We start from the raw sequence: 19,581 nt of genomic DNA, 5'->3' as shown, positions 1-19,581 counted from the left end.
GCCGCCAGTATCCGCCTCACGATGGACAACGCAGGAGAGACTGAGTACATGTATGGCGCAGCAGGGGGTGGGACGATGCCGGCGCGCGCCATCGCGTTGCCACCGACGCCCGACTCCCCCCGGGCCGCCCGGCGCTTCCTGCTCGAGGCGTTGCACGGGCAGCTGGACGACGACCTGCTGGACTCCGCGCTTCTGCTCGTCACCGAGCTGGTCACCAATGTCGTCGTGCACGCGGGCACCTCGGCCACCGTGGAGGTGCGCGCGGACGGTGACGGCGTGCGGGTCGGGGTCACCGACCGGCATCCGGTCCGCATCGGCATGGCCCGGGTAAAGAAGGTCGAGGACGCTGACTTCGGCATCGACGGGCTGCGCGAGGACGGCCGCGGCCTCGCCCTCGTCGACGCGCTCGCGACGAGCTGGGGGACCGAGCACGGCCGCGGTGGCAAGACCGTCTGGTTCCGCCTGGAAACCGCCGGCGACGGCTCGCCCACCGCTGCTGTGACCAGTCCCGCTGTGGCTGTGACCTGTCCCGCGCCCCGCCCGGTACCGGCCCCCGTGGTACCGGCGCCGCGTCCGGTCCGGCTGATAGCCCGGGACACCGCCCGTGCCCTCACCGCCGAGGGCGAGGTCAGTGAGCTGCTCGCGCAGCTGGTGGACGCGCTCGCGGTCACCGCCGGGCTGGTGCGGCGTCCCGGGCGCGACGGCGGCCGGTCGGAGACCGTGGCCACGCTCGGGGCCGTCGGCCCGGTTACCGAGGCGCTCTTGTTCCCGCTGGATCCGACGCAGGAGAGCCTCGGCGAACTGCTGCTCTGGCCGGCGGCCGGCGGCCGCCCGAGTGGTTCGGGCGGCACCAGCGATTCGGGCGGCACCAGCGATTCGGGCGGAGTGGGTGTCCCCGGCGACGTCCGCCGGATGGATGCCGCCGCGGCGGCCGGGCTGGACCTGGAACGCATCCGCCTGACGACCCGATGGATGGCCCTGGCCCTCGGCGGCGGCGACATGCGACGCGCCGAGGAGCGCCGCATCGGGATGCTGTCCTTCCTCGCCGAGGCGTCCGATCTGCTGGCGGGCAGCCTGGACCTGAGCCGCTCGCTGGCGCTGCTCGCGCGGTTGCCGGTCCCGCGGCTGGCCCAGTGGTGCGCGGTGTACCTGCACCGGGAGAACGCCGATCCCGCCCTGTGGGCGGCGGCACACGCGGAGGAGAACGCGGCGGGCGCCCTCACCGCTGCCGCGGTCGACCCGGACGGCCCGTTGATGGCGGCGGTGCGCTCCGCGAGCGGAGACCGAGTGCGTTCACTGACCGCGCTCGGCGGACCGGCGCTCGTGATGGTGCTGCGGGCCCGGCGGCGGGTACTCGGGGTGCTCGCGCTCGGCCGCCCCGAGGGCAACGCCTTCGCCGCGGACGAGATCGATCTGCTCGCCGACCTCGCGCGCCGGGCCGCCTTCGCGGTCGACAACGCCCGGCTCTACAGCCGGCAGGTGGAACTGGCCGGCACGCTCCAGGCGGGTCTGCGCCCACCGGAGCTGCCGATGATCGAGGGACTGGATCTCGGTTCCGCCTACGGCGCCGCGCAGTCGGCGGGTCTCGACGTCGGCGGCGACTTCTTCGACCTGCTGTGGGGTCCGCTCGGCTGGACGATCGCCATCGGCGACGTCTGTGGCAAGGGTGCAGAGGCCGCCACCGTGACCGGGGTGGCCCGCGCCGTCCTGCGGCTGCTGACGGGCCGGGGTACGGAGCTCGGCGAGGTGCTGCTCGAGTTGAACCGGACCCTGCGCGACGCCGCGTCGTCTCATCCGAACGGGCAGAGTCGGTTCTGCACCCTGGCCGCCGCCACGATCATGGCGCCGGCCGGCGGACCCGCGGAGGGCGAGCCCGCCGACACCGACACCGACACCAGCACCAGCACCAGCACCAGCACCAGCACCAGCACCAGCACCAGCACCAGCACCAGCACCAGCACCAGCACCAGCACCAGCACCAGGATCCGACTGCGGCTGTTCCTCGCCGGCCATCCCCAGCCGGTGGTGCTGCACGCCGACGGGCGCGCCTCGCTCGTCGGTCGCCCGGGAACCCTGCTCGGCGTCCTCGACGACGACGAGGTCTCGTTTCCGGGGTTCGAGATCGTCCTGCGCCCGGGCGAGTCACTGGTCTTCTACACCGACGGGGTCATCGAGGCCCGCAATGGCGGGAAGCTGCTCGGCGAGGACCGGCTCCTCGACGCGATCGGGGGATGCGCAGGCCTGTCAGCGCAGGGGATCGCGGATCGCGTCCTGGCCGCCGCCGAGCGGTTTGCCGGCGGCAACCTGCGCGACGATGTCGCGATCCTCGTGGCGCGCGTGCCCGGCTGACCGGCATGATGGACGCTTCGGGGTACCTCCGAGGCGCCTCCGCTACGCCCGCGGGCGTCCCCCCGGGCCCCGCGGGCACGAAGGCCCACGGAAAGGAGGCGCCACCGGCACCGCACCGGATGCCAGATCGACATAGCCTCAAGAGGTGCGATCCGGAAACAGAGGCTTCAATCCCCACCCAGTGGGTAGAGCCACCTCGATATCCTCGCACAGGCTTGGTGGTCGATGAGCGCGTCTTCGGTCCCGATGGATGTGGTACGGCAGGCAACGTCCAGTTGCCCACCCGCAACCCACATACTCGCCGAGCTCCCCTATCTGCCCTCCGCCGTCCCGCAGGCCCGCAGGGTGCTCCGCGAGGGCATCCGGCTGGCGGACCTTCCCGAGGACCTGCGCGGCACCGCCGAGCTGCTCGTCAGCGAGCTCGTGACGAACGCGGTCAAATACGGGCAGCCGCCGCTGTGGCTGCTTATCGAGATACGGCCCGGTCTGATCCACGCGTCCGTGTCGGACACCTCGACGGTTCTGCCGCAGCGGCGTGAGGTCGCGCCGGACGCCGAGGGCGGTCGCGGCCTGCTGGTTCTCGACACGTTGGCGGGCAGCTGGGGGACGGTGGCGGTCGAGTCAGGGAAGTACCTGTGGTTCGACCTGCCCGTGCCGGTTCCGCCGGCGCCGGTGGTGGGTCGGCGGTCCGCCTCCGTCCCCGAAGCCGACGGCGCGGCCTCCCCGGGCGCCGGGAGCTCCTCGCTGCCCGAGGGGCCGTCGTCCGCCGACGGGTCGTCACCCGCCGAACCCACCGAACCTACCGAACCCACCGAACCCACCACTGTGACCCGCTCTGCCCCGGCCGCCCGGTACTCCCCACCGATCCGTCCCGCGCCACGTCCCCCGGCCGCCTCCGCATCGGCCCTGCTGTCGTCCGCCTTCGGGATGTCCCCCTTCCCGGTCCTGTCGAGGCGGCCGGGATCGGACCGTGCCGGATCAGGCCGCACCGGAGCGGCACGCGCGGGTTGGGAGGCGGCCCGGCCAAACGACGCCGAGGCGGCCGTCACGATCATCACCAACGGCCCCTGACGCCGTCACGTCATTCCCCGCCCGGCCCTCCCCCGCAGCGGATGGGTCCGGCATGGTTGGCGAATCACCCGATCAGCGGCTCAGCGGCTCAGCGGGTCAGCGGGTCAGCGGGTCAGCGCAGAGGTTCTGTGACGCCGGTTACAAAAGGGCGTGCGCTACTTGAAAAGCAATGCGGCACTGAATCGTGACGCCGCGTGACGTCACGATCGTCCAAGCGGGCCTCGCCCCGCCGCGGGCCACGTCCCGTCAGACGACGGACGTCCATCCCTGCCCGACGACGCACCGCCAGATGCGGCCACCCGAACCGGTCGAGCCCCCGATGACGAGCTGGCCCGTGGTCACGCAGTCGGCGGGCTGCGGATCGGTGACGCTGATCCGCACCCAGGGATGCAGGATGTCGTTGCCCTGGTGGACGTTGAAGTTGTCCCCGAACACGCCGGCGCCGCCGGCCTTGTTGACGGCGAAGATGGGTTGGTTCAGATGGTCGTAGACGATGAACAGCTGGCCGTTGGGCCCGCCCGTCGACTGGATACGAAGCCCCTCAGCGCTCTGGTTGGTCGCCCGGAACACCCAGGGGTTGCCGGTGAAACCGCTCTGCGCGTAGGCGTAGCCACCGCCGCCGAGCAGCCCGCCGACAAGGGTCGCCGCGCCGAGCACGCTGATGGTCCTGAGACGATGTAGGTACGAAAACATGGGTCTTCTCCCCGATCGATACTCCCGGCCGTGTCCTGATGTGACTCCCGATCGGCAGTCACGGCTGATCTGATAGGAATGCCACTATAGATTGCTAGTTATCTATTCATTGTGACAGAAGTCCTACTTTTGACCAGCCGAACGGGCCAGAACCACGACACATCGACCCCCGCCGTCCGCAATGTCCCGTTTGGGCGCCAGGTCGATAAACACTGCGTATCGCCCCATCAACAGGTTGTCAATAACCCGAAAAATGCGACTTGGAGTAATATTGTCTAGAATGTCAGAAATAACTGCCATGGCGGCTGGAGCGATGAGCTTGAACCTGGTGCTACCTGGTGCTGAAGGAACATTCCTCTCCCGGGTATCCGATCAGCTCGACCGATCGGTGGGGAACGGAGCATGCCGTGTTCCCCGAAGCTCGATGCGCCGGGCCCGGGGGTGGCCGAGGAAATCCGGCAGTGCGAACTCGTAGCCGTACGCACCCGCCATGGGGAAGACGACGACGTCACCCGGCCGCACCCGATCGACCGTGATGTCACGGGCGAGGGTGTCCTCCGGCGTGCACAGCTCCCCGACCACCGTCACCGGACGACCTTCGACCACCGCCTCCCGCGTGTGCTCCGGCTCCGGCCCACCGTTCCGGCCCGATCTCTCCACGACGGCGAAGTTATGGACGATCTCCCACGATGTCGGCAGCGCGAAATGATGAATTCCGCCACGCAGAATCACGAATTCCGCCCCGTAGGAATGTTTGACGTCGATCACCTCGGCGGCGTACCAGCCGGAGTCGGCCACCAGCATCCGCCCCGGCTCGAAGATTACCCGAGTTCCGTCCGGCACCGGCAGCGAACTTAGTCCCTCACCAAATCGGATTAGGTCAAAGGGCCGGTCACCGCGCCGGTCCGGTTCGAACGGAACCCCGAATCCACCGCCCACGTCGACCATCCGCAGCTCGATCCCGGCCACGGCAGCCGTCCGGACGGCGAAATCGAGACACCACCGGACGTAGCCCAGATGGGCGGCGGCATCGAGATTGCCGGACACTGCGTGGACATGGAATCCGACGACGTCGATATGGGCCAGATCCGCCGCGAGTTCGAGCGCGGCGGGGACCTCCGTTTCGGGGATGCCAAACGCACTCGGCCGACCGCCCATTTGGAGGGAGCCTGCCAGGCCTACCTGGGCCGGGTTGACGCGCACCGCCGCCCGCACCCGACGGCCGAGCCGGGCCGCGACGGCGTCCAGGCGGCGCAGTTCGCCGAAGCTCTCGACGTTGACGACGTCGACGTCGGCCGAGACCAGCGCGGTAAGCAGGGTCATCGACTTTCCCGGTCCGGATGCGACCAGGCGGGGACGTCGGGCGGAGTCGACCCGGCCGTACGCTGCCTGCGCCAGGCGCACCTCGTGCGCGGAGGAGACCTCGAAACCGTCGATGCCCCGACCGCTGGCGCCGGTCCTGGCGTCGCTCCTGGCGTCGGTCGGGGTGGCGCCCGGGCTGGAGTCACTCCGTTCCCGCCCCGACCGAGGGATGTCCGGACCGGTCCCACGCAACAGGGCGTCGAGTATCGGCGGAAAGCTGTTGGCCTTGACCGCGTAGCAGACCTCCGCCCACATGGGCAGGCAGGCCCGCAGCGCCGCGGCGTTCCGCGCGGCCGCCGCCGGGTCGTAAAAGTAGGCGCTGACCTCTCCGGCGCCGGCCGGCCAGGCACGCACCGCGGTCAACACCGGACGGGGGAGGCTTTCGGCGGGCAGGGCGCGCAGCGGCGCGGCCGAGGGCGGCAGGTCCACCAGATCGACTCCTCACTCCAATCAGTCGTCACTCCATCAGTCGTCCGAGACTCCATCAGTTGTCCGAGCTCAGCCGCGTCCCTCGCCAGGGACAGGACAATCCCCTCTGCCGCCAGGCGCACTGCCGCCAGGCGCACTGCCGCCAGGCGCACTGCCGCCAGGCGCACAGGAGCGATGGCGTGTGGCGCGGGCTGCCGAGTGCGGACGCATGGTCCAGAAGGGTGGTCCAGACAGTGATCTCGGATGGGTGGTCTCCACCTGGACCCGACGCTGTCGGTTAGCCCGATGGTGGGGCGACGAAACACGGATCGGATCCGCAAACGGTGCCTGATACATCACACGGACCGCATCCGGCTTCCGTGCCGCCGGACGGTCGCGGGACGTTCGTCACCGCCATAACCGGTTGTCTGATTCTGATCAACGGGCGTGTAGTGGACATGCCGCAAACACCACAGCCTGAGGCCGATGTTTCTGCCGCAACCCGACTCCCCCGGACGGACTATGAAGAGACCACCACGTCTGCTTGGCACCACCATAACCTTGCGCGGAGCAACCATGGTGCGACTGGCTTAAGTTAGGCTTCCCTCAATCAGCCTGCGCGAAAGGGAGTCGCCCGCGATGACGGTTTCCGCTCGTGACGCCGCCGGCGGCTCAGCCGGCCGCACGGCGCCCCCCGCGACCGTGCCTTCCGTAACCACGAGAGCCACGACGACGCCCCCTGCGACCACGACCCCCCCGACCACGACCCCCGTCGCCGCCAGGTCCACGCCTGCAGCCCCCACCACGGGTCCCAGGTCCGCACCCACGGACGCCGCGAACCCGGCCACGATCCTCGCGCGTCAGCGTCAGCGCGAATCGGCGGCACGGACCTATGCGCGGACCCTCCCGATCGTGCCTGTCCGGGCGTCCGGAACCATGGTTCTCGGCGCGGATGGCCGCCGCTACCTGGACTGCCTGGCCGGCGCCGGAACGCTCGCGCTGGGACACAACCATCCGGTGGTAACCGAGGCGATCACATCGATGCTTGCCCGAGGCGCCCCGTTGCACACGCTCGACCTCGCCACCCCCGAGAAGGACGCCTTCACCGACGAACTCCGTGGCTGCCTGCCGGCCGGCATGGGGAGCGATGTGAAGTTGCACTTCTGCGGCCCGAGCGGCGCCGACGCGGTCGAGGCGGCCATCAAGCTCGCGCAGACGGTGACGGGCAACCAGACCATCCTCGCGTTCACCGGTGGATACCACGGAATGACGGCGGGTGCCCTGGCCGTGACCGGGAACGTCGCCGTCAAAGATCCTCTGCCGCCATCGACATCCGTCGTACGGCTGCCGTTCCCCTTCCCCTACCGGTGCCCGTTCGGGGTGGGGTCCGGTCGCGCCCCCGGTCCGGACGGTGCCGAGTTGTCCGCCCGCTACATCGAACGTCTCCTCGATGACCCGGCCGGAGGGGTAGTCAGGCCGGCGGCACTGATCGTAGAACCGGTTCAGGGTGAGGGCGGGGTGGTTCCCGCTCCTGACGGCTGGCTCCGCGCCATCCGCGAGATCACCCGTCGCCGCGGCATCCCACTGATCCTGGACGAGGTCCAGACGGGAGTCGGTCGCACCGGGAAGTACTGGGCCGCGCAGCACAGCGGCATCACCCCCGACATCATCGTCATGTCCAAGGCGATCGGCGGCGGGCTGCCACTGGCCGTCATCGCCTACCGGTCTGAGCTGGACACCTGGGCGCCCGGGGCACATACCGGCACCTTCCGTGGAAACCAGCTGGCGATGGCCGCGGGCCATGCCACGCTGCGCCTGGTGCGAGAGGACCGTCTCGACGAACGCGCCGCCCGACTCGGCACGCGCCTACTCACCGGCCTGGCAGAGATCGCCCGGAACCGGCCGCAGGTGGGCGACGTACGCGGCCGCGGGCTGATGCTCGGCGCCGAGATGGTCGATCCGACCGCAGCCCCGGACCTCGTCGGCGCGCATCCCGCCGACGCGAGACTCGCCGGTCTGGTACGTGCCGAATGTCTGCGCCGCGGCCTGATCATCGAGCTCGGTGGGCGGCACGGCGCGGTCGTCCGGCTGTTGCCACCGCTGATCCTCAGCGATGAGGAGGGCGATCGCGTCCTCGCGATCCTCGCCGACGCCATCGATGCCGCCGTCCGCAGGCTCTCCGTCCACGCGGCTTTGGGACACCCACCCGCCGATCAGGCCCACGTCCGGTTCGGATCCGCCGGATGATCCCCCCGCGCAGCCCTGACACACCTGTCGCCACCGCGCCGGCCGGAGAGTCCGCACCAGCCGGAAAGCCCACGTCGGCGGAGGAACGGGGGCGGAGGAACGGGGGGTCCACGGACGGTCCACGGAGGCGGGAGATCCCCATCCTCCCGGGGCTACGGCCGATGGTCGATCTCGCGTTGGCCGCCCTCGACGATGGCCGCCGGATCCGCGGCGGCCCGCTGCCCGCCGGTGGTCCACCGGTGGTGCGCGCCATGACCAGAGCTGCCCTCGGCCTGACTCCGGCCGATCCGGCCCCCCCGGACAGTACAGGGACCCTGCTACCGAGGACCGGAATCGGCCCGTCGGCCGCGCTGACCGGCCTGGTCGAAGCCCTGGCCGCCGGTTCCGCGGACCCGGCGGACCCGTGGTGCGCCGCCCATTTGCACTGCCCTCCGCTGGCGGTCGCGGTCGCCGCCGACCTCGCCGTGAGCGCCCTCAATCCGTCCCTGGACTCCTGGGACCAGGCTCCCGCGGCCACGACGATCGAGACCGAGGTCGTCGCGACCCTGGCCGCACTGGTCGGCTTCGATCCGGACCGGGCCACCGGCACGATCACCACCGGTGGGACCGAATCGAACCTGATGGGCCTGTTCCTCGGTCGGGACGCGGCCCGCCGTGGCCCGACCGGGCAAGACGCTTTGGGCCCGGCCGCCCCAGGTCACGATGCCGGGCACCAAGGAGGCCCCGGGCACCGAGGAGCGGACCGGCCGGCACCTCGGGTGTTCCGTTCGGCGGCGGCACACTTCTCGATTGATCGGGCGGCGTCCCTGCTCGCGATCGACGCGCCTCCGGTGCTGGTCATCGAGACCGACGACCGGCACCGGATGCGCGTCGAGGCGCTCCGTCACGCCCTGGCCGCGCACGCCGGGCCGGCCATCGTCGTGGCCACCGCTGGTACCACCGATGCGGGCGCGGTCGACCCGCTTCGGCAGATCGCCGCGGTGGTCGAGGAACATCGCCTCCGGTTAGGTGGGTCGCAGGACCCGAGCAGGCCATCGGGCATGGAGGCAAGGTCCGGCAGGGCGGCCTGCTGGTTTCACGTGGACGCCGCCCACGGCGGCGGCGCGTTGCTGTCCGAGCGGCTGGCCGGCCTGCTGGACGGACTCGACCTCGCAGATTCGGTCGCACTGGATCTGCACAAACTCGGCTGGCAGCCGGCGCCGGCCGGGGTCTTCCTCACCGCCCGCGACGACGGCTGGGCCAGCCTCGCGACACGGGCGGAGTACCTCAACCCGGAGGATGACGAGGCGGCCGGCTTCACCAGCCTGCTGGGCCGGTCGCTGCGGACCACCCGCCGCGCGGACGCCTTCCCCATCGCGGTCACCCTTCGGGCCCTCGGCCGCGACGGTCTCGGCGCCCGGGTGGATGCCTGCCATGATCTCGCGCAGCACGCGGCACGGACGGTGCGCGCCGACCCCCGTCTCGAACTCGCCTTCCCGGTAACACTCAGCACCCTCGTCTTCCGCTACCGGCCGCCACAGGCCATCTCGGATCCGACCGCGTCCGGCCCCACCGCATCCGGCCCCGCGGGCCCGCCCTCCCCCGACCGGGTGGACCGGATCAACGCCCGGCTGCGCCGGGAACTGCTCGTCGCCGGCCGGGCCGTCGTGGGGCGCACCCAACTCGGTCCCCGTCACGCGGTCTTCCTGAAGCTGACTCTGCTCAATCCCGACGCCACCACGGCGGACGTCGACGCGCTGCTCGGGCTGATCGCCGAGACCGGGGACGTCCTTGCCGCCGGTGGTTCCACCAGGGCCCGGCGGCGGTCGTGACCGGCGATCGACCGCAGTCCGAGGCCATCGCGGACGCGACCATCGCGGACGAGATCGTCACGGAGACTCTGCTGCGGTGCTGGGTGCGGGAGACAGGCGTCCGGTTACCGGCAGACGCCCGGACGCTCGGCATCGACCTACCCGCATCCGGCCTGTCCGTTCGGGCGACGTTGACGCACCACTCCCCGGCCGGATGGCACGGGTTCGGACCACCACGCCTGGTTTGCGCGGCCCGCGAACCAGCCCCGGTGGACGCGGGCCTGCTCGCCGCGCTGCTCGTCCGAGAGGTCGTCACGCGGGATGGGCTACCGCCGGCCCTCGGCGCCCAGGCGCTGGGAAGGATCATCGATTCCGCCGGCTGGATCGCGAGCTGCCTCGCGGCCCGCGGTCCCGGGCCGGACCCGGCCACCATCCCCCCGTTCCTCGCCGCGGAGCAGGCCCTGATCACCGGTCATCCGTTCCATCCGGCGGCCAAGAGTCGCCAGGGGGCTTCGCCGGAGGCACTGGCCACCTACTCTCCGGAAGTCGGCGGGTCCTTTGCGCTGCACTGGTTCGCAGCCCATCCCTCCGTGGTGACCGTCTCGGGCAGTACGACGACCCGCTCCGGAGGGCGGGACCAGGCCCTCGGCACGAACGGCCGGGGCCTGATCCGGCTGCTGGCGGATCTGGCCAGGGAAGACGCTGGGGCCGAGGAGCCGAAGTCCGACCTCTCGGCCGCGTCCGGTTCCGGACCAGACCGACATGGCCCACCCGGGCTCACGGGGTCCCCTCGGACCGGCGGACGCGATCGCCCGGACATTCCCGCCGGTTACGTCGTGGTACCCGCGCATCCCTGGCAGGCGGACGAGGTCAGCAGGCGGGAACCGGTCGCCGAGCTGCTTGCGGACGGCCGCCTGATCGACCTCGGGGTGTCCGGGCACCGGTGGTATCCCACCTCGTCGCTGCGTACCGTCTGGCGGCCGGAGATCCCGGTGATGCTCAAGCTCTCGCTGGGGATGCGGATCACCAACTCGCGCCGGGTGCTGCAGCTCGACGAGCTGCGGCTCGGCGCGATGACCGCGAGGCTGATCGACGCCGGTCTCGGCGCGGCGCTCGCCGCCCGACATCCGAACTTCCGCCTCATCGGGGAGCCCGGTTGGGTGGCCGTCACCCGACCGGGAGGGGAGGGTCGGCCCCGAACCGGCCCCGCAACACCGCTGCGGATCGGGTCCGGCGAGCGGCGCGACGGAGGGCGCGACGAGGACGGCGTCGGGCTGGAGACCGCCGTCCGGGTCAATCCGTTCGGGTCAGTCGACCGGGTGGTGTGCGCCGCGGCACTCATCGCGCCCAGGCCCGAGCGGACCACGGACAGCCGTGGCCGGGCCCGGACGGCGATGCTTCCCCGGATCCTCACGACGCTGGCTGGCTCGCTGAGCGATCCCCTCCCGACGCTGACCGACGCCTGGTTCGACCGTTACCTGACCGTGGTAGCCGCCCCGGTGGTGGACCTCTACCTGCATTTCGGGATCGGCGTCGAGGCCCACCTGCAGAACACCCTGGTCACCCTGGACGCGGCGGGCTGGCCGATCGCCGGCTGGTACCGCGACAGCCAGGGCTACTACGTGGCCACCTCCGCCACGGCGGAGGTGCAGCAGCTGCTGCCCGGCTTCGGTACCGGGCTCAACGCGATCTTCGATGACGCGCTGGTGGCCGAGAGGACCATCTACTACCTGTTCGTGAACAACGTCTTCGCCCTCGCCGGCGCGCTCGGGGTCGCGGGTGTCGCGGACGAGCGCCGCCTGCTCGGGCGGGTGCGTGGCCTGCTCCATCGGCTGGACGAGGATGGCCCACGCGGGCGGGGGCTGCGACCACCCGCCGCTCGCCGAGCACTGATCACCAGGCTGCTCGACTCCCCCACCCTGCCATGCAAGGCCAACCTGCGCACCTGCGTGGACGGGCGGGACGAACTGGTCGGACCGGTGGCCACTCAGTCGGTGTACGTGCCGATCCCCAACCCGCTCCTGGAGGCCTCGTGACCTTCCGCGCCCCGTCCACAGCTCGCGGCGAGCGCCCGCGTACCGTCGACGACGGATCGGCGTTCGCGGGTCTGCCGGCGGGGGGCGAACCGCCCTACGACGTGGTCGGGGTCGGGTTGGGGCCGTTCAACCTGTCGCTTGCGGCCCTGGCCGACGGGCTGCCCGGCCTGCGGGCCGTCTTCTTCGACCAGGCGCCGGCCTTCAGCTGGCATCCCGGCCTGCTGTTGGAAGGTACGACCCTGCAGGTGCCGTTCCTCGCCGATCTCGTCACCCTGATCGACCCGACCAGCAGATGGTCCTTCCTGGCGTACCTGCGCGAGCATGACCGGCTCTTCCGCTTCTATCTCTACGAACGGTTCCACATCCCCCGCCGGGAGTATGACGACTACTGCCGGTGGGTCGCCGACGGTCTCGACTCCACCCACTTCGGCACCCGTGTCGAGGCGGTCCGCTGGGATCCCGACACCCGCCTGTTCCAAGTGACGATCGTCCAGCCCCACCGGTCCGATCAGGCAGGGCAGTCCGGCGCGTCCCCGACACGGGTGGTGACCGCTCGGCACCTGGTCCTCGGGATCGGAACCGAACCGATCATGCCGCTGGCCTTCGCGGGGATGCCGAACGGGCGGGCCTTCCATGCGGCCGAGTACCAGCAGCGGCGTTCCGCGCTGGCGGGGCTTTCCCGGGTCACGGTGGTCGGCTCCGGACAGTCCGGGGCGGAGGTGTTCGCGGATCTGCTCCGCGCACAACCGGTGACCGGCCATCAGCTGACCTGGATCACCCGCACCCCCGCCTTCGCACCGATGGAGTACTCCAAACTCGGCCTCGAACAGTTCACCCCCGACTTCGTCCGCTATTTCCACGGTCTGGAGCAGACGACCAAGGACACGCTCGTTCCGGCTCAGTGGCAGCTCTACAAGGGGATCGACGCGGACACCATCGCGGAGATCTACGACCTGCTGTACGAACGGACGATCGGCGGGGCGGACGTGGCGGCGACGCTGCTGCCGGGCGTCGTCGTGGAGACGGCCTCGCAGCGGGACCGGGGCGGTGAGATCACTCTCGGCTGCCGCCACCGCGATCAGAACCGCGCCTTTCCCGTCCACACCGACGCGGTGGTGCTTGCGACCGGATACGCCGCCCGCCGGCCGACCCTGCTCGATCCCATGGCCGGACTGATCGACGTCGACGACAGGGGCCGCTTCCGCGTCGACGCCCGGTACCGGGTGGCGACCGACGCCGGTCTGACCGGCCGTGTCTACGTCCAGAACGCGGAGCTGCACACGCACGGCGTCGTGACGCCCGACCTCGGCCTCGGTGCCTGGCGCGCCGCGGTCATCCTCGACGACCTGACCGGCGGCGACGCCTACCGGCTGCCGTCGCCGTCGGCGTTCACGACCTTCGGGGTCCCCACCCGGTCGGGCCAGCCTGACGGGAACGGCCAGGCCTTAGGCGAGCGGCGCGTACGGCCGCGCGATCCGGCCCCGACCAAGACGGCCGGGACGGCCGGGCGTTGACCACGTCATGGTCCGCGCCACCGCCCGCGGCACCGTCCCCGGGGCGGACCGGGTCGGCGGACCGATGGCGGCAGGCCGGCCGTGCCCTGCTGGCCAAGCTCATCGCCGAAATGGCCTACGAGGAGCTACTCAGTCCGCAACCCGACGAGCCAGCGGATGCCGCGGCCGGGCCGGCGGGCTCCCCGGGCGGGCCGCCACCCACTGCACCGGCACGGACGAGCGATCCCGCGGTGCGCGGCGTGACCCCGGACGGGCGCAGGCACCCCCCGATCGGACGGGGTCCCATCCAGGGTTACCGGCTCCGAGCCGGGGGCGTCACATACGCTTTCACCGCCCGACGTGGCACATTCGGGTCCTGGTGGATCGATGCCGCCACGCTGACCCGCTCGGTTACGCCGCCCGGCCCGGACGGCAGCCCCCCCGAACCGGGCACCGCACCGACCGTTCCGGGCACCGCACCGGCGGACGACCCGATCCGCTTTCTCCAGGACATGCAGGTCCTGCTCGGCTGGTCCGATCCGGTCCTCGCCGACGTGGTACGCGATCTGCTCGCCACCCAGGCAGCCGATCATCATCTGCTCGGAACGGCGATTCCCGCGGTGGATCTCGCCGATCTGCCGTTCGTCGCGCTCGATGGGTACCAGACCGGCCATCCCTGTCTCGTCGCGAACAAGGGACGGCTCGGTTTCGGCGCGGCCGCGGCCGTCTACGCCCCCGAGGCGCGCCGGCCCTTCCGACTGCGATGGGTGGCCGCACACCGCGCGATCGGGCGGTACAGCGCCATCGCCCCCAAGGCCATCGACCTTTCTGGCCAGGGCGCGCCGACCGTGCCCGACCTGCTCACCACGGAACTCGACGAGCAGACCCGCGCCCACTTCACCGATGTGCTCCGCGGCGCCCTGCCGGACGAGCCACGCCGGCCGGGCCCCGCGCCCCTCTCCGCCCCACCCGCCGGACCACCCGCCGGTACGACGATCGCCGACTATGTCTGGCTACCCGTCCACCCGTGGCAGTGGGAGAACGTAATCGTGCCGCTCTATGCGGCCGAGATCGCCACCGGCCTGCTGGTACCGCTGGGCGAAGCACCGGACCGGTACCTGCCCCTGCAGGCGGTGCGCACCCTCGCCAACGTCGACCGGCCGGACCGGCGGAACGTCAAGCTCGCGCTGATGATCCGTAACACGCTGGTGTGGCGAGGGATGTCGGCGGCTGATGCCATCGCCGGGCCGGCGATGTCGAGCTGGCTGCTCGGGCTTCGCGACGCGGATCCCTTCCTGCGCGACGTGACCCGGGTTCTCCCGCTTCCGGAGGTCGCCGGCGCCACCGTCCGGCACCCGGCCTACGACGCCGTCCCCGACGCGCCCTACCGCCTCCACGAACTACTCGGCGTGCTCTGGCGTGATCCGGTGGAGCGGTTTCTCGACGGCGGGGAGCGGGCGCGCAGCCTCGCGTCCCTGCTGGCGGTCGGCTCCGACGGTCGGGCAGTCGTCGCCGAGCTCGTGGCCCGCTCGGGCCGGCCGGCGCACGACTGGCTCGCCGCGCTGTTCGCCGCTCTCCTGCCGCCGCTGCTGCACTACCTGTACCGGTACGGCGTGGCCTTCACGCCGCACGGCGAGAACGTCCTGTGCATCTTCGATGCCGAGGAGATGCCCCGCCGCATAGCCGTGAAGGACTTCGGCGCGGACATCGAACTGGTGTCCGGCGAGTTCCCCGAGCGGCGGGGGATGCCACCGGAGGCGGTCGAGCACTGCCGGCGGTGGCCCGGCCCGGTCCTGGCCCACTCCCTGCTCTCGGCGGTGTTCGCCGGGCACTTCCGCTTCTTCGCGGTGCTCGTGGCGGATCATCTCGATGTGGACGAGAACCAGTTCTGGCGGCTCGTGCGGGCGACGGTCGACCAGTACCACGCGAGGTTCCCGGCCCTGCGGGAGCGGTTCGCCTCGATCGATCTCCTCGGGCCGGCGTTCGGTCGGGTCTGCCTGAACCGCGAGCAGTTCGCGGGCGCCGGGTTCCACGATCGCGCCGACCGGGACGGAGGCTTCGACCTGATACACGGCGAGGTCGCGAACCCACTGCACGATGTGTCCACCCTCACGACGGGCCCGGCGCGACCGGCAGCCCCGACGGAACCGGCGCCGCCTACGGCATGAACGGAGAACGCATGACATCGTCGCCGGTTCCGACCCCGCCATCGGCCCAGGTTCCGGCCCGTCCCGACCCCCCGGACCCGCTTGAGCCACCTGAGCCGATCGGGCGGCCCGCACCGCGGGTCCAGCCCCGCCCGATCGGCCCCGGGTCATCGTCCGATCAGGCGCTCGGGGAGAACGCGGCCGGCCGGGGAGTGCTGCGTGACCTGCTGGCCGGAGCCGAACCGGTCGAGGAGATCATCGTCGCCACCGTCGACCTGCAGGGCCGGCTCGTCGGCAGCGCCGTGTCCCCGGAGCACTTCACCGGACCGGTGCTCGCCGATGGCCTCGGCGCCTGCACCTACCTGCACGCCGTCGACGTCGACATGAAGACCGACGGAGGCTACCCCCACTCGCCCTGGTACGACGGCTTCGGTGATCTACGGCTCCAGCCCGACCTCACCACGTTGCGCCGCGCACCCTGGCATCCGTCCGACGCGGTGGTGTTCGCGGACGCGTTCTGGCCGGACGGGTCCCCGGTGGGCGTCGCTCCCCGTGCCGTGCTGCGTCGACAGCTCGACGCGCTCGCAGCCTCCGGTCTGACCGCCTTCGCCGGGACGGAGCTGGAGTTCCTGGTCTTCCGCGAGTCCTACCGTCGAGCTGCGCGGCGCTCCTATACCGATCTCACCCCGGCCAGCCGTTACAACATCGACTACGCGCTTTCCGGCACGGAAGGCCTGGACGATCTGGTCCGACGCCTCCGGCGGGCGATGGCCGGCATCGGGGTGGCGGTCGAGTCCGCGCGCGGGGAGGTCCATCCGGGACAGTTCGAGATCGTGTTCCGGTATGCCGATGCGATGCAGGCCTGCGACAACCACACCCTCTACAAGACCGCCGCCAAGAAAATCGCCGCGGCGGGCGGGCAGGCCCTGACCTTCATGGCGAAGTACGACGAGGGCGAGGGGAACTCCTGCCATGTTCATCTGTCCCTGCGCGGGACGGACGGGGCGTGTGTGTTCGCGCCGTCCCCCGAAGGTGAGGGGGCGCTCGTCCGGCACCCCGGCTTGGCCCCACCGGGCATCGCACCCCCCGGTTTCCCACCCCCCGGCTCTCGCGACGACATCGCCGGGATGTCCGCGCTGATGTGCTCGTTCGTGGCCGGGCAGCTCGCCTGCATGGCCGATTTCGCGTTGCTGTACGCGCCCAACGTGAACTCGTACAAGCGCCTGGCACCGGGCTCATTCGCTCCGACCGGAGTCAGCTGGGGACGGGACAACCGGACCTGCGCCATACGGGTGGTCGGCGACGGGCCGGGCCTGCGCGTCGAACATCGGGTGCCGGGCGGTGACGCGAATCCCTACCTCGCCGTCGCCGGGATGATCGCGGCCGGCCGTTACGGCATCGAGCACCGTCTCCCGCTCGAACCCGGACGGGTGGGCAACGCCTTCACCATGCCGGACGTGCCACGGCTGCCCGCGACGTTGCGGGAGGCGGTGGACCGATGGCGCGCCAGTGCGGTGGCCCGGGCCGCCTTCGGTGATCGGGTCGTCGCCCATCTGGCCCATGCGGCCGAAGTCGAGCTCGCCGGCTACGAGCGGACCGTCACCGACTGGGAGCGCCGGCGCGGCTTTGAACGGTTCTGACCCCGCCCTGCTCCGGGACGGAGTATTCGCGTAGTCCGAACCGCCGATACAAAGTCCGCAAGGGGCCAGGGGCCCACCAGTTGTAGTCGCCGGCCACCCGCATGAAGGCGGGGACCAGCACCCCGCGGATGAGGGTGGCATCGAGCACGATCGCGAGCGCGGTGGCGATCCCGAACATCTGGATGAACCGGACCGACGAGGTACCGAACGCGACGAAGGTGACGGCGAGCAGCGCGGCGGCGGTGCTGACGATCCGCCCGACCCGGGCGAGCCCGGTGGCGACCGCCTCGGTGTTGGGCGCGCCGGCGTCGTGCGCCTCCTTGATCCGGGAGAGCAGGAAGACCTCGTAGTCCATCGAGAGCCCGAAGGCGATACAGAAGAGCAGGACCGGCATGGAGGTGTCCAGCGGGCCTGGGGTGAAGTCGAGGAACCCGGACAGGTGGCCGTCACTGAAGATCCACACTGAGGCGCCGAACACGGCGCACATCGCCAGCCCGTTGAGCACGATGGCCTTCACCGGTAGCAGCACGCTGCCGGTGAACAGGAACAGCAGCACGAAGGTCGCCAGCGCGATCAGCCCGAGGGCGACCGGGAGACGGTCGGCGATCGTGGTCTTGCCGTCTACCAGGACGGCGGATGCGCCACCGATCAGCACGCTGGTCCCCACGGGCGCCGGCACCGCACGCGCGGCCCGGACGAGGGCCTGCGCATGGTCCGACGCATAGTCCACCGCAGGTACGACCTGGAGGGAATCCGCTCCGGCGATCGCGAACCGGCGGCTGGCCGGACCGGGCGGTACGACCCGGCGCCCGTCGATGTGGGACCCGAGGGCGCTGTCGACCCGGGCCACGTCCGGCAGTTCGGACAGCGCGGTCGCGTAGGAGGCGAGCGCGGACCGGTCGATCATGCCCGGCCCGGTGGCTTGGACGACGACGTCGAGCGCGCCGCCGATGTCGGCGGCGAACGCGCCCCGCAGGGCGTCACCGACGATCCGGCTGTCCGCCGAGCCCGGCTTCAGCACCCGGTCGTCCGGGGTGCCGAAGTTCACGTGCAGAAAGGGCGCCCCGAGGACGAGCAGAACCGCGATCACCGGCAGGCCGGTGAGCACGGGGTGGCGCATCACGGTGCCGGCGACCTGACGCCAGAACGGCGAGTCGGCCGCCTCCCGCACCACGACCGGCGCCGACCCGACCGGCGCCGACCCCGCCGCGCCCGCGGGCCCGATCGCCTCGCCGCCCCGGGCACGACCGGCGCGGCGACGCCGCACGAGCCCGAGCAGACCGCCGATCCCCCAGGCGTTGACCCGCTCGCCGAGCACCATCAGCAGCGCCGGCAGGGCCACGACGGCGGCCAGCATCGCGACGAGGGTCACCGAGATCCCGGCGTAGCTCATCGACTTCAGGAAGAACGGCGGGAAGACGAGCATCACGGCCAATGCCACGATCACCGTCGCCCCACTGAACAGGATCGTCCGGCCGGCCGAGCGGACCGTCCCCTCCACCGCGGTGGCGCGGTCCCGACCCGCCGCCAGTTCCTCCCGGAACCGGCTGACCATCAGCAACGAGTAGTCGATGCCCAGCCCCAGGCCGAGGGCCGTCGCCAGGTTCACCGCGAAGATCGACACGTCGGTAAGCTCACCGATCACCGAAAGCGCGGCGAAGCCACCCAGCATGCCGAGCAGCCCGATACCCAGCGGCAGCAGGGCGGCGACCACGCCCGCGAACGCGATGACCAGCAACGCCAACGTGATGGGAATGGCGAACGACTCGGCGGCGGCGAGGTCGGCCGAGACGTGTCCGCTGATGTCCTCCCCGACCGTCGCGGCCCCACCCGGTCGGACCGTCACCGCCCCCGGCGCGTCCGCCCACGACCCATAATGATCAACGATGTCGGCGGCCTGGTCATCGTCCTGGACACTGGCGACGACGAGCGCCTGCCGACCGTCCCGCGAGCGCAGCGCCGGACCGCCCCCCGTCCAGTAGGACACGACGTCCCTCGCCCCGGCCTGGGCGGCGAGATCGGCCGCAACCTCCTTCCCCGCGGCGACGACCGCCGCGTCGTCGACATCGCCCGCCCGGGCGGTCACCAACAGGAGGAGGTTCGGGCGGCCGTGGAAGCGGGCGTCCAGGACGTCCTCGGCTCGGGAGGAGTCCGACGCTGGATCGTCGAACCCCCCCGTCTGGAGTTTGCCGAAGGCACCGCCCGCGAGCCCACCGGCGCCGAGCAGCACGAGGAGCGTAAGGACGAGGACCAGACGCGGGCGGCGCGTCACGAGCGCCACGAGCGGAGTAAACACGGAACCCTCCGAAGAGCAGGCGATGCTGAAGAGAACAGTGTTCGCGATC

Annotated in this window: 11 protein-coding genes; 8 read left to right on the top strand and 3 right to left on the bottom strand. The window is 71.3% G+C overall.

Translation table 11 applies throughout. The features are described from left to right. Nucleotides 1-75: 75 nt before the first annotated feature. Together BMG523DRAFT_RS13955 and BMG523DRAFT_RS13950 are read left to right on the top strand one after the other, a co-directional pair. Nucleotides 76-2,349 carry a SpoIIE family protein phosphatase gene (locus tag BMG523DRAFT_RS13955; RefSeq protein WP_232235105.1) on the top strand — a complete coding sequence of 758 codons (2,274 nt, stop codon included), beginning with the start codon at nucleotides 76-78 and terminating at the stop codon, nucleotides 2,347-2,349. Nucleotides 2,350-2,574: 225 nt separating this feature from the next. Beyond that, nucleotides 2,575-3,420: an ATP-binding protein gene (locus BMG523DRAFT_RS13950; protein ID WP_011438421.1), complete on the top strand. Its 846-nt coding sequence runs from the start codon at nucleotides 2,575-2,577 to the stop codon at nucleotides 3,418-3,420. A gap of 246 nt (nucleotides 3,421-3,666) precedes the next feature. Here the strand turns inward: BMG523DRAFT_RS13950 and BMG523DRAFT_RS13945 are convergent, their stop codons facing one another. Both BMG523DRAFT_RS13945 and BMG523DRAFT_RS13940 read right to left on the bottom strand, forming a co-directional pair. Next, nucleotides 3,667-4,113: a hypothetical protein gene (locus BMG523DRAFT_RS13945; RefSeq protein ID WP_011438422.1), complete on the bottom strand. Its 447-nt coding sequence runs from the start codon at nucleotides 4,111-4,113 to the stop codon at nucleotides 3,667-3,669. 372 nt (nucleotides 4,114-4,485) lie between these two features. Then, complete coding sequence (locus BMG523DRAFT_RS13940; protein WP_043591347.1) at nucleotides 4,486-5,904, bottom strand: diaminopimelate decarboxylase; 1,419 nt, start codon at nucleotides 5,902-5,904, stop codon at nucleotides 4,486-4,488. 618 nt (nucleotides 5,905-6,522) lie between these two features. Between BMG523DRAFT_RS13940 and BMG523DRAFT_RS13935 the strand changes: the two genes are divergently transcribed. From BMG523DRAFT_RS13935 to BMG523DRAFT_RS13910, 6 genes are all read left to right on the top strand, one after another. After that, nucleotides 6,523-8,130: a diaminobutyrate--2-oxoglutarate transaminase family protein gene (locus tag BMG523DRAFT_RS13935; protein WP_043591346.1), complete on the top strand. Its 1,608-nt coding sequence runs from the start codon at nucleotides 6,523-6,525 to the stop codon at nucleotides 8,128-8,130. A 161-nt stretch (nucleotides 8,131-8,291) separates the two neighbouring features. Then, nucleotides 8,292-9,941: a pyridoxal-dependent decarboxylase gene (locus tag BMG523DRAFT_RS13930; protein ID WP_051623876.1), complete on the top strand. Its 1,650-nt coding sequence runs from the start codon at nucleotides 8,292-8,294 to the stop codon at nucleotides 9,939-9,941. After that, nucleotides 9,938-11,956, top strand: a complete 2,019-nt coding sequence (locus tag BMG523DRAFT_RS13925; protein WP_011438426.1) for an IucA/IucC family siderophore biosynthesis protein — start codon at nucleotides 9,938-9,940, stop codon at nucleotides 11,954-11,956. The genes BMG523DRAFT_RS13930 and BMG523DRAFT_RS13925 overlap by 4 nt, the downstream gene beginning before the upstream one ends. A gap of 71 nt (nucleotides 11,957-12,027) precedes the next feature. Beyond that, nucleotides 12,028-13,470 (top strand): lysine N(6)-hydroxylase/L-ornithine N(5)-oxygenase family protein, encoded by a 1,443-nt coding sequence (locus tag BMG523DRAFT_RS13920; RefSeq protein WP_035941600.1) that lies wholly within the window; start codon nucleotides 12,028-12,030, stop codon nucleotides 13,468-13,470. After that, a complete protein-coding gene (locus BMG523DRAFT_RS13915) occupies nucleotides 13,467-15,617 on the top strand; it encodes an IucA/IucC family siderophore biosynthesis protein (protein WP_011438428.1) in 2,151 nt (716 codons plus the stop codon). Before BMG523DRAFT_RS13920 ends, BMG523DRAFT_RS13915 begins: the two co-directional genes overlap by 4 nt. Nucleotides 15,618-15,628: 11 nt before the next feature. Continuing rightward, nucleotides 15,629-17,236, top strand: coding sequence for a glutamine synthetase family protein (locus BMG523DRAFT_RS13910; protein ID WP_011438429.1), 1,608 nt, complete (start codon nucleotides 15,629-15,631; stop codon nucleotides 17,234-17,236). Here BMG523DRAFT_RS13910 and BMG523DRAFT_RS13905 read toward each other — a convergent pair. Next, nucleotides 17,196-19,532, bottom strand: a complete 2,337-nt coding sequence (locus tag BMG523DRAFT_RS13905; protein WP_043591356.1) for an MMPL family transporter — start codon at nucleotides 19,530-19,532, stop codon at nucleotides 17,196-17,198. The genes BMG523DRAFT_RS13910 and BMG523DRAFT_RS13905 overlap by 41 nt on opposite strands. Nucleotides 19,533-19,581 lie beyond the last annotated feature (49 nt).

Origin of the sequence: Frankia sp. BMG5.23, assembly GCF_000685765.2 — a bacterium.
GTDB classification, from domain to species: Bacteria; Actinomycetota; Actinomycetes; order Frankiales; family Frankiaceae; genus Frankia; species Frankia casuarinae.
This window is presented reverse-complemented; position numbering and strand designations above follow the sequence as displayed.

Coding starts and splice junctions, on each gene's coding strand:
- BMG523DRAFT_RS13955 (WP_232235105.1), top strand. CDS start 76: ATGCCGGCGCGCGCCATCGCGTTGCCACCGACGCCCGACTCCCCCCGG.
- BMG523DRAFT_RS13950 (WP_011438421.1), top strand. CDS start 2,575: ATGAGCGCGTCTTCGGTCCCGATGGATGTGGTACGGCAGGCAACGTCC.
- BMG523DRAFT_RS13945 (WP_011438422.1), bottom strand. CDS start 4,113: ATGTTTTCGTACCTACATCGTCTCAGGACCATCAGCGTGCTCGGCGCG.
- BMG523DRAFT_RS13935 (WP_043591346.1), top strand. CDS start 6,523: ATGACGGTTTCCGCTCGTGACGCCGCCGGCGGCTCAGCCGGCCGCACG.
- BMG523DRAFT_RS13930 (WP_051623876.1), top strand. CDS start 8,292: ATGGTCGATCTCGCGTTGGCCGCCCTCGACGATGGCCGCCGGATCCGC.
- BMG523DRAFT_RS13910 (WP_011438429.1), top strand. CDS start 15,629: ATGACATCGTCGCCGGTTCCGACCCCGCCATCGGCCCAGGTTCCGGCC.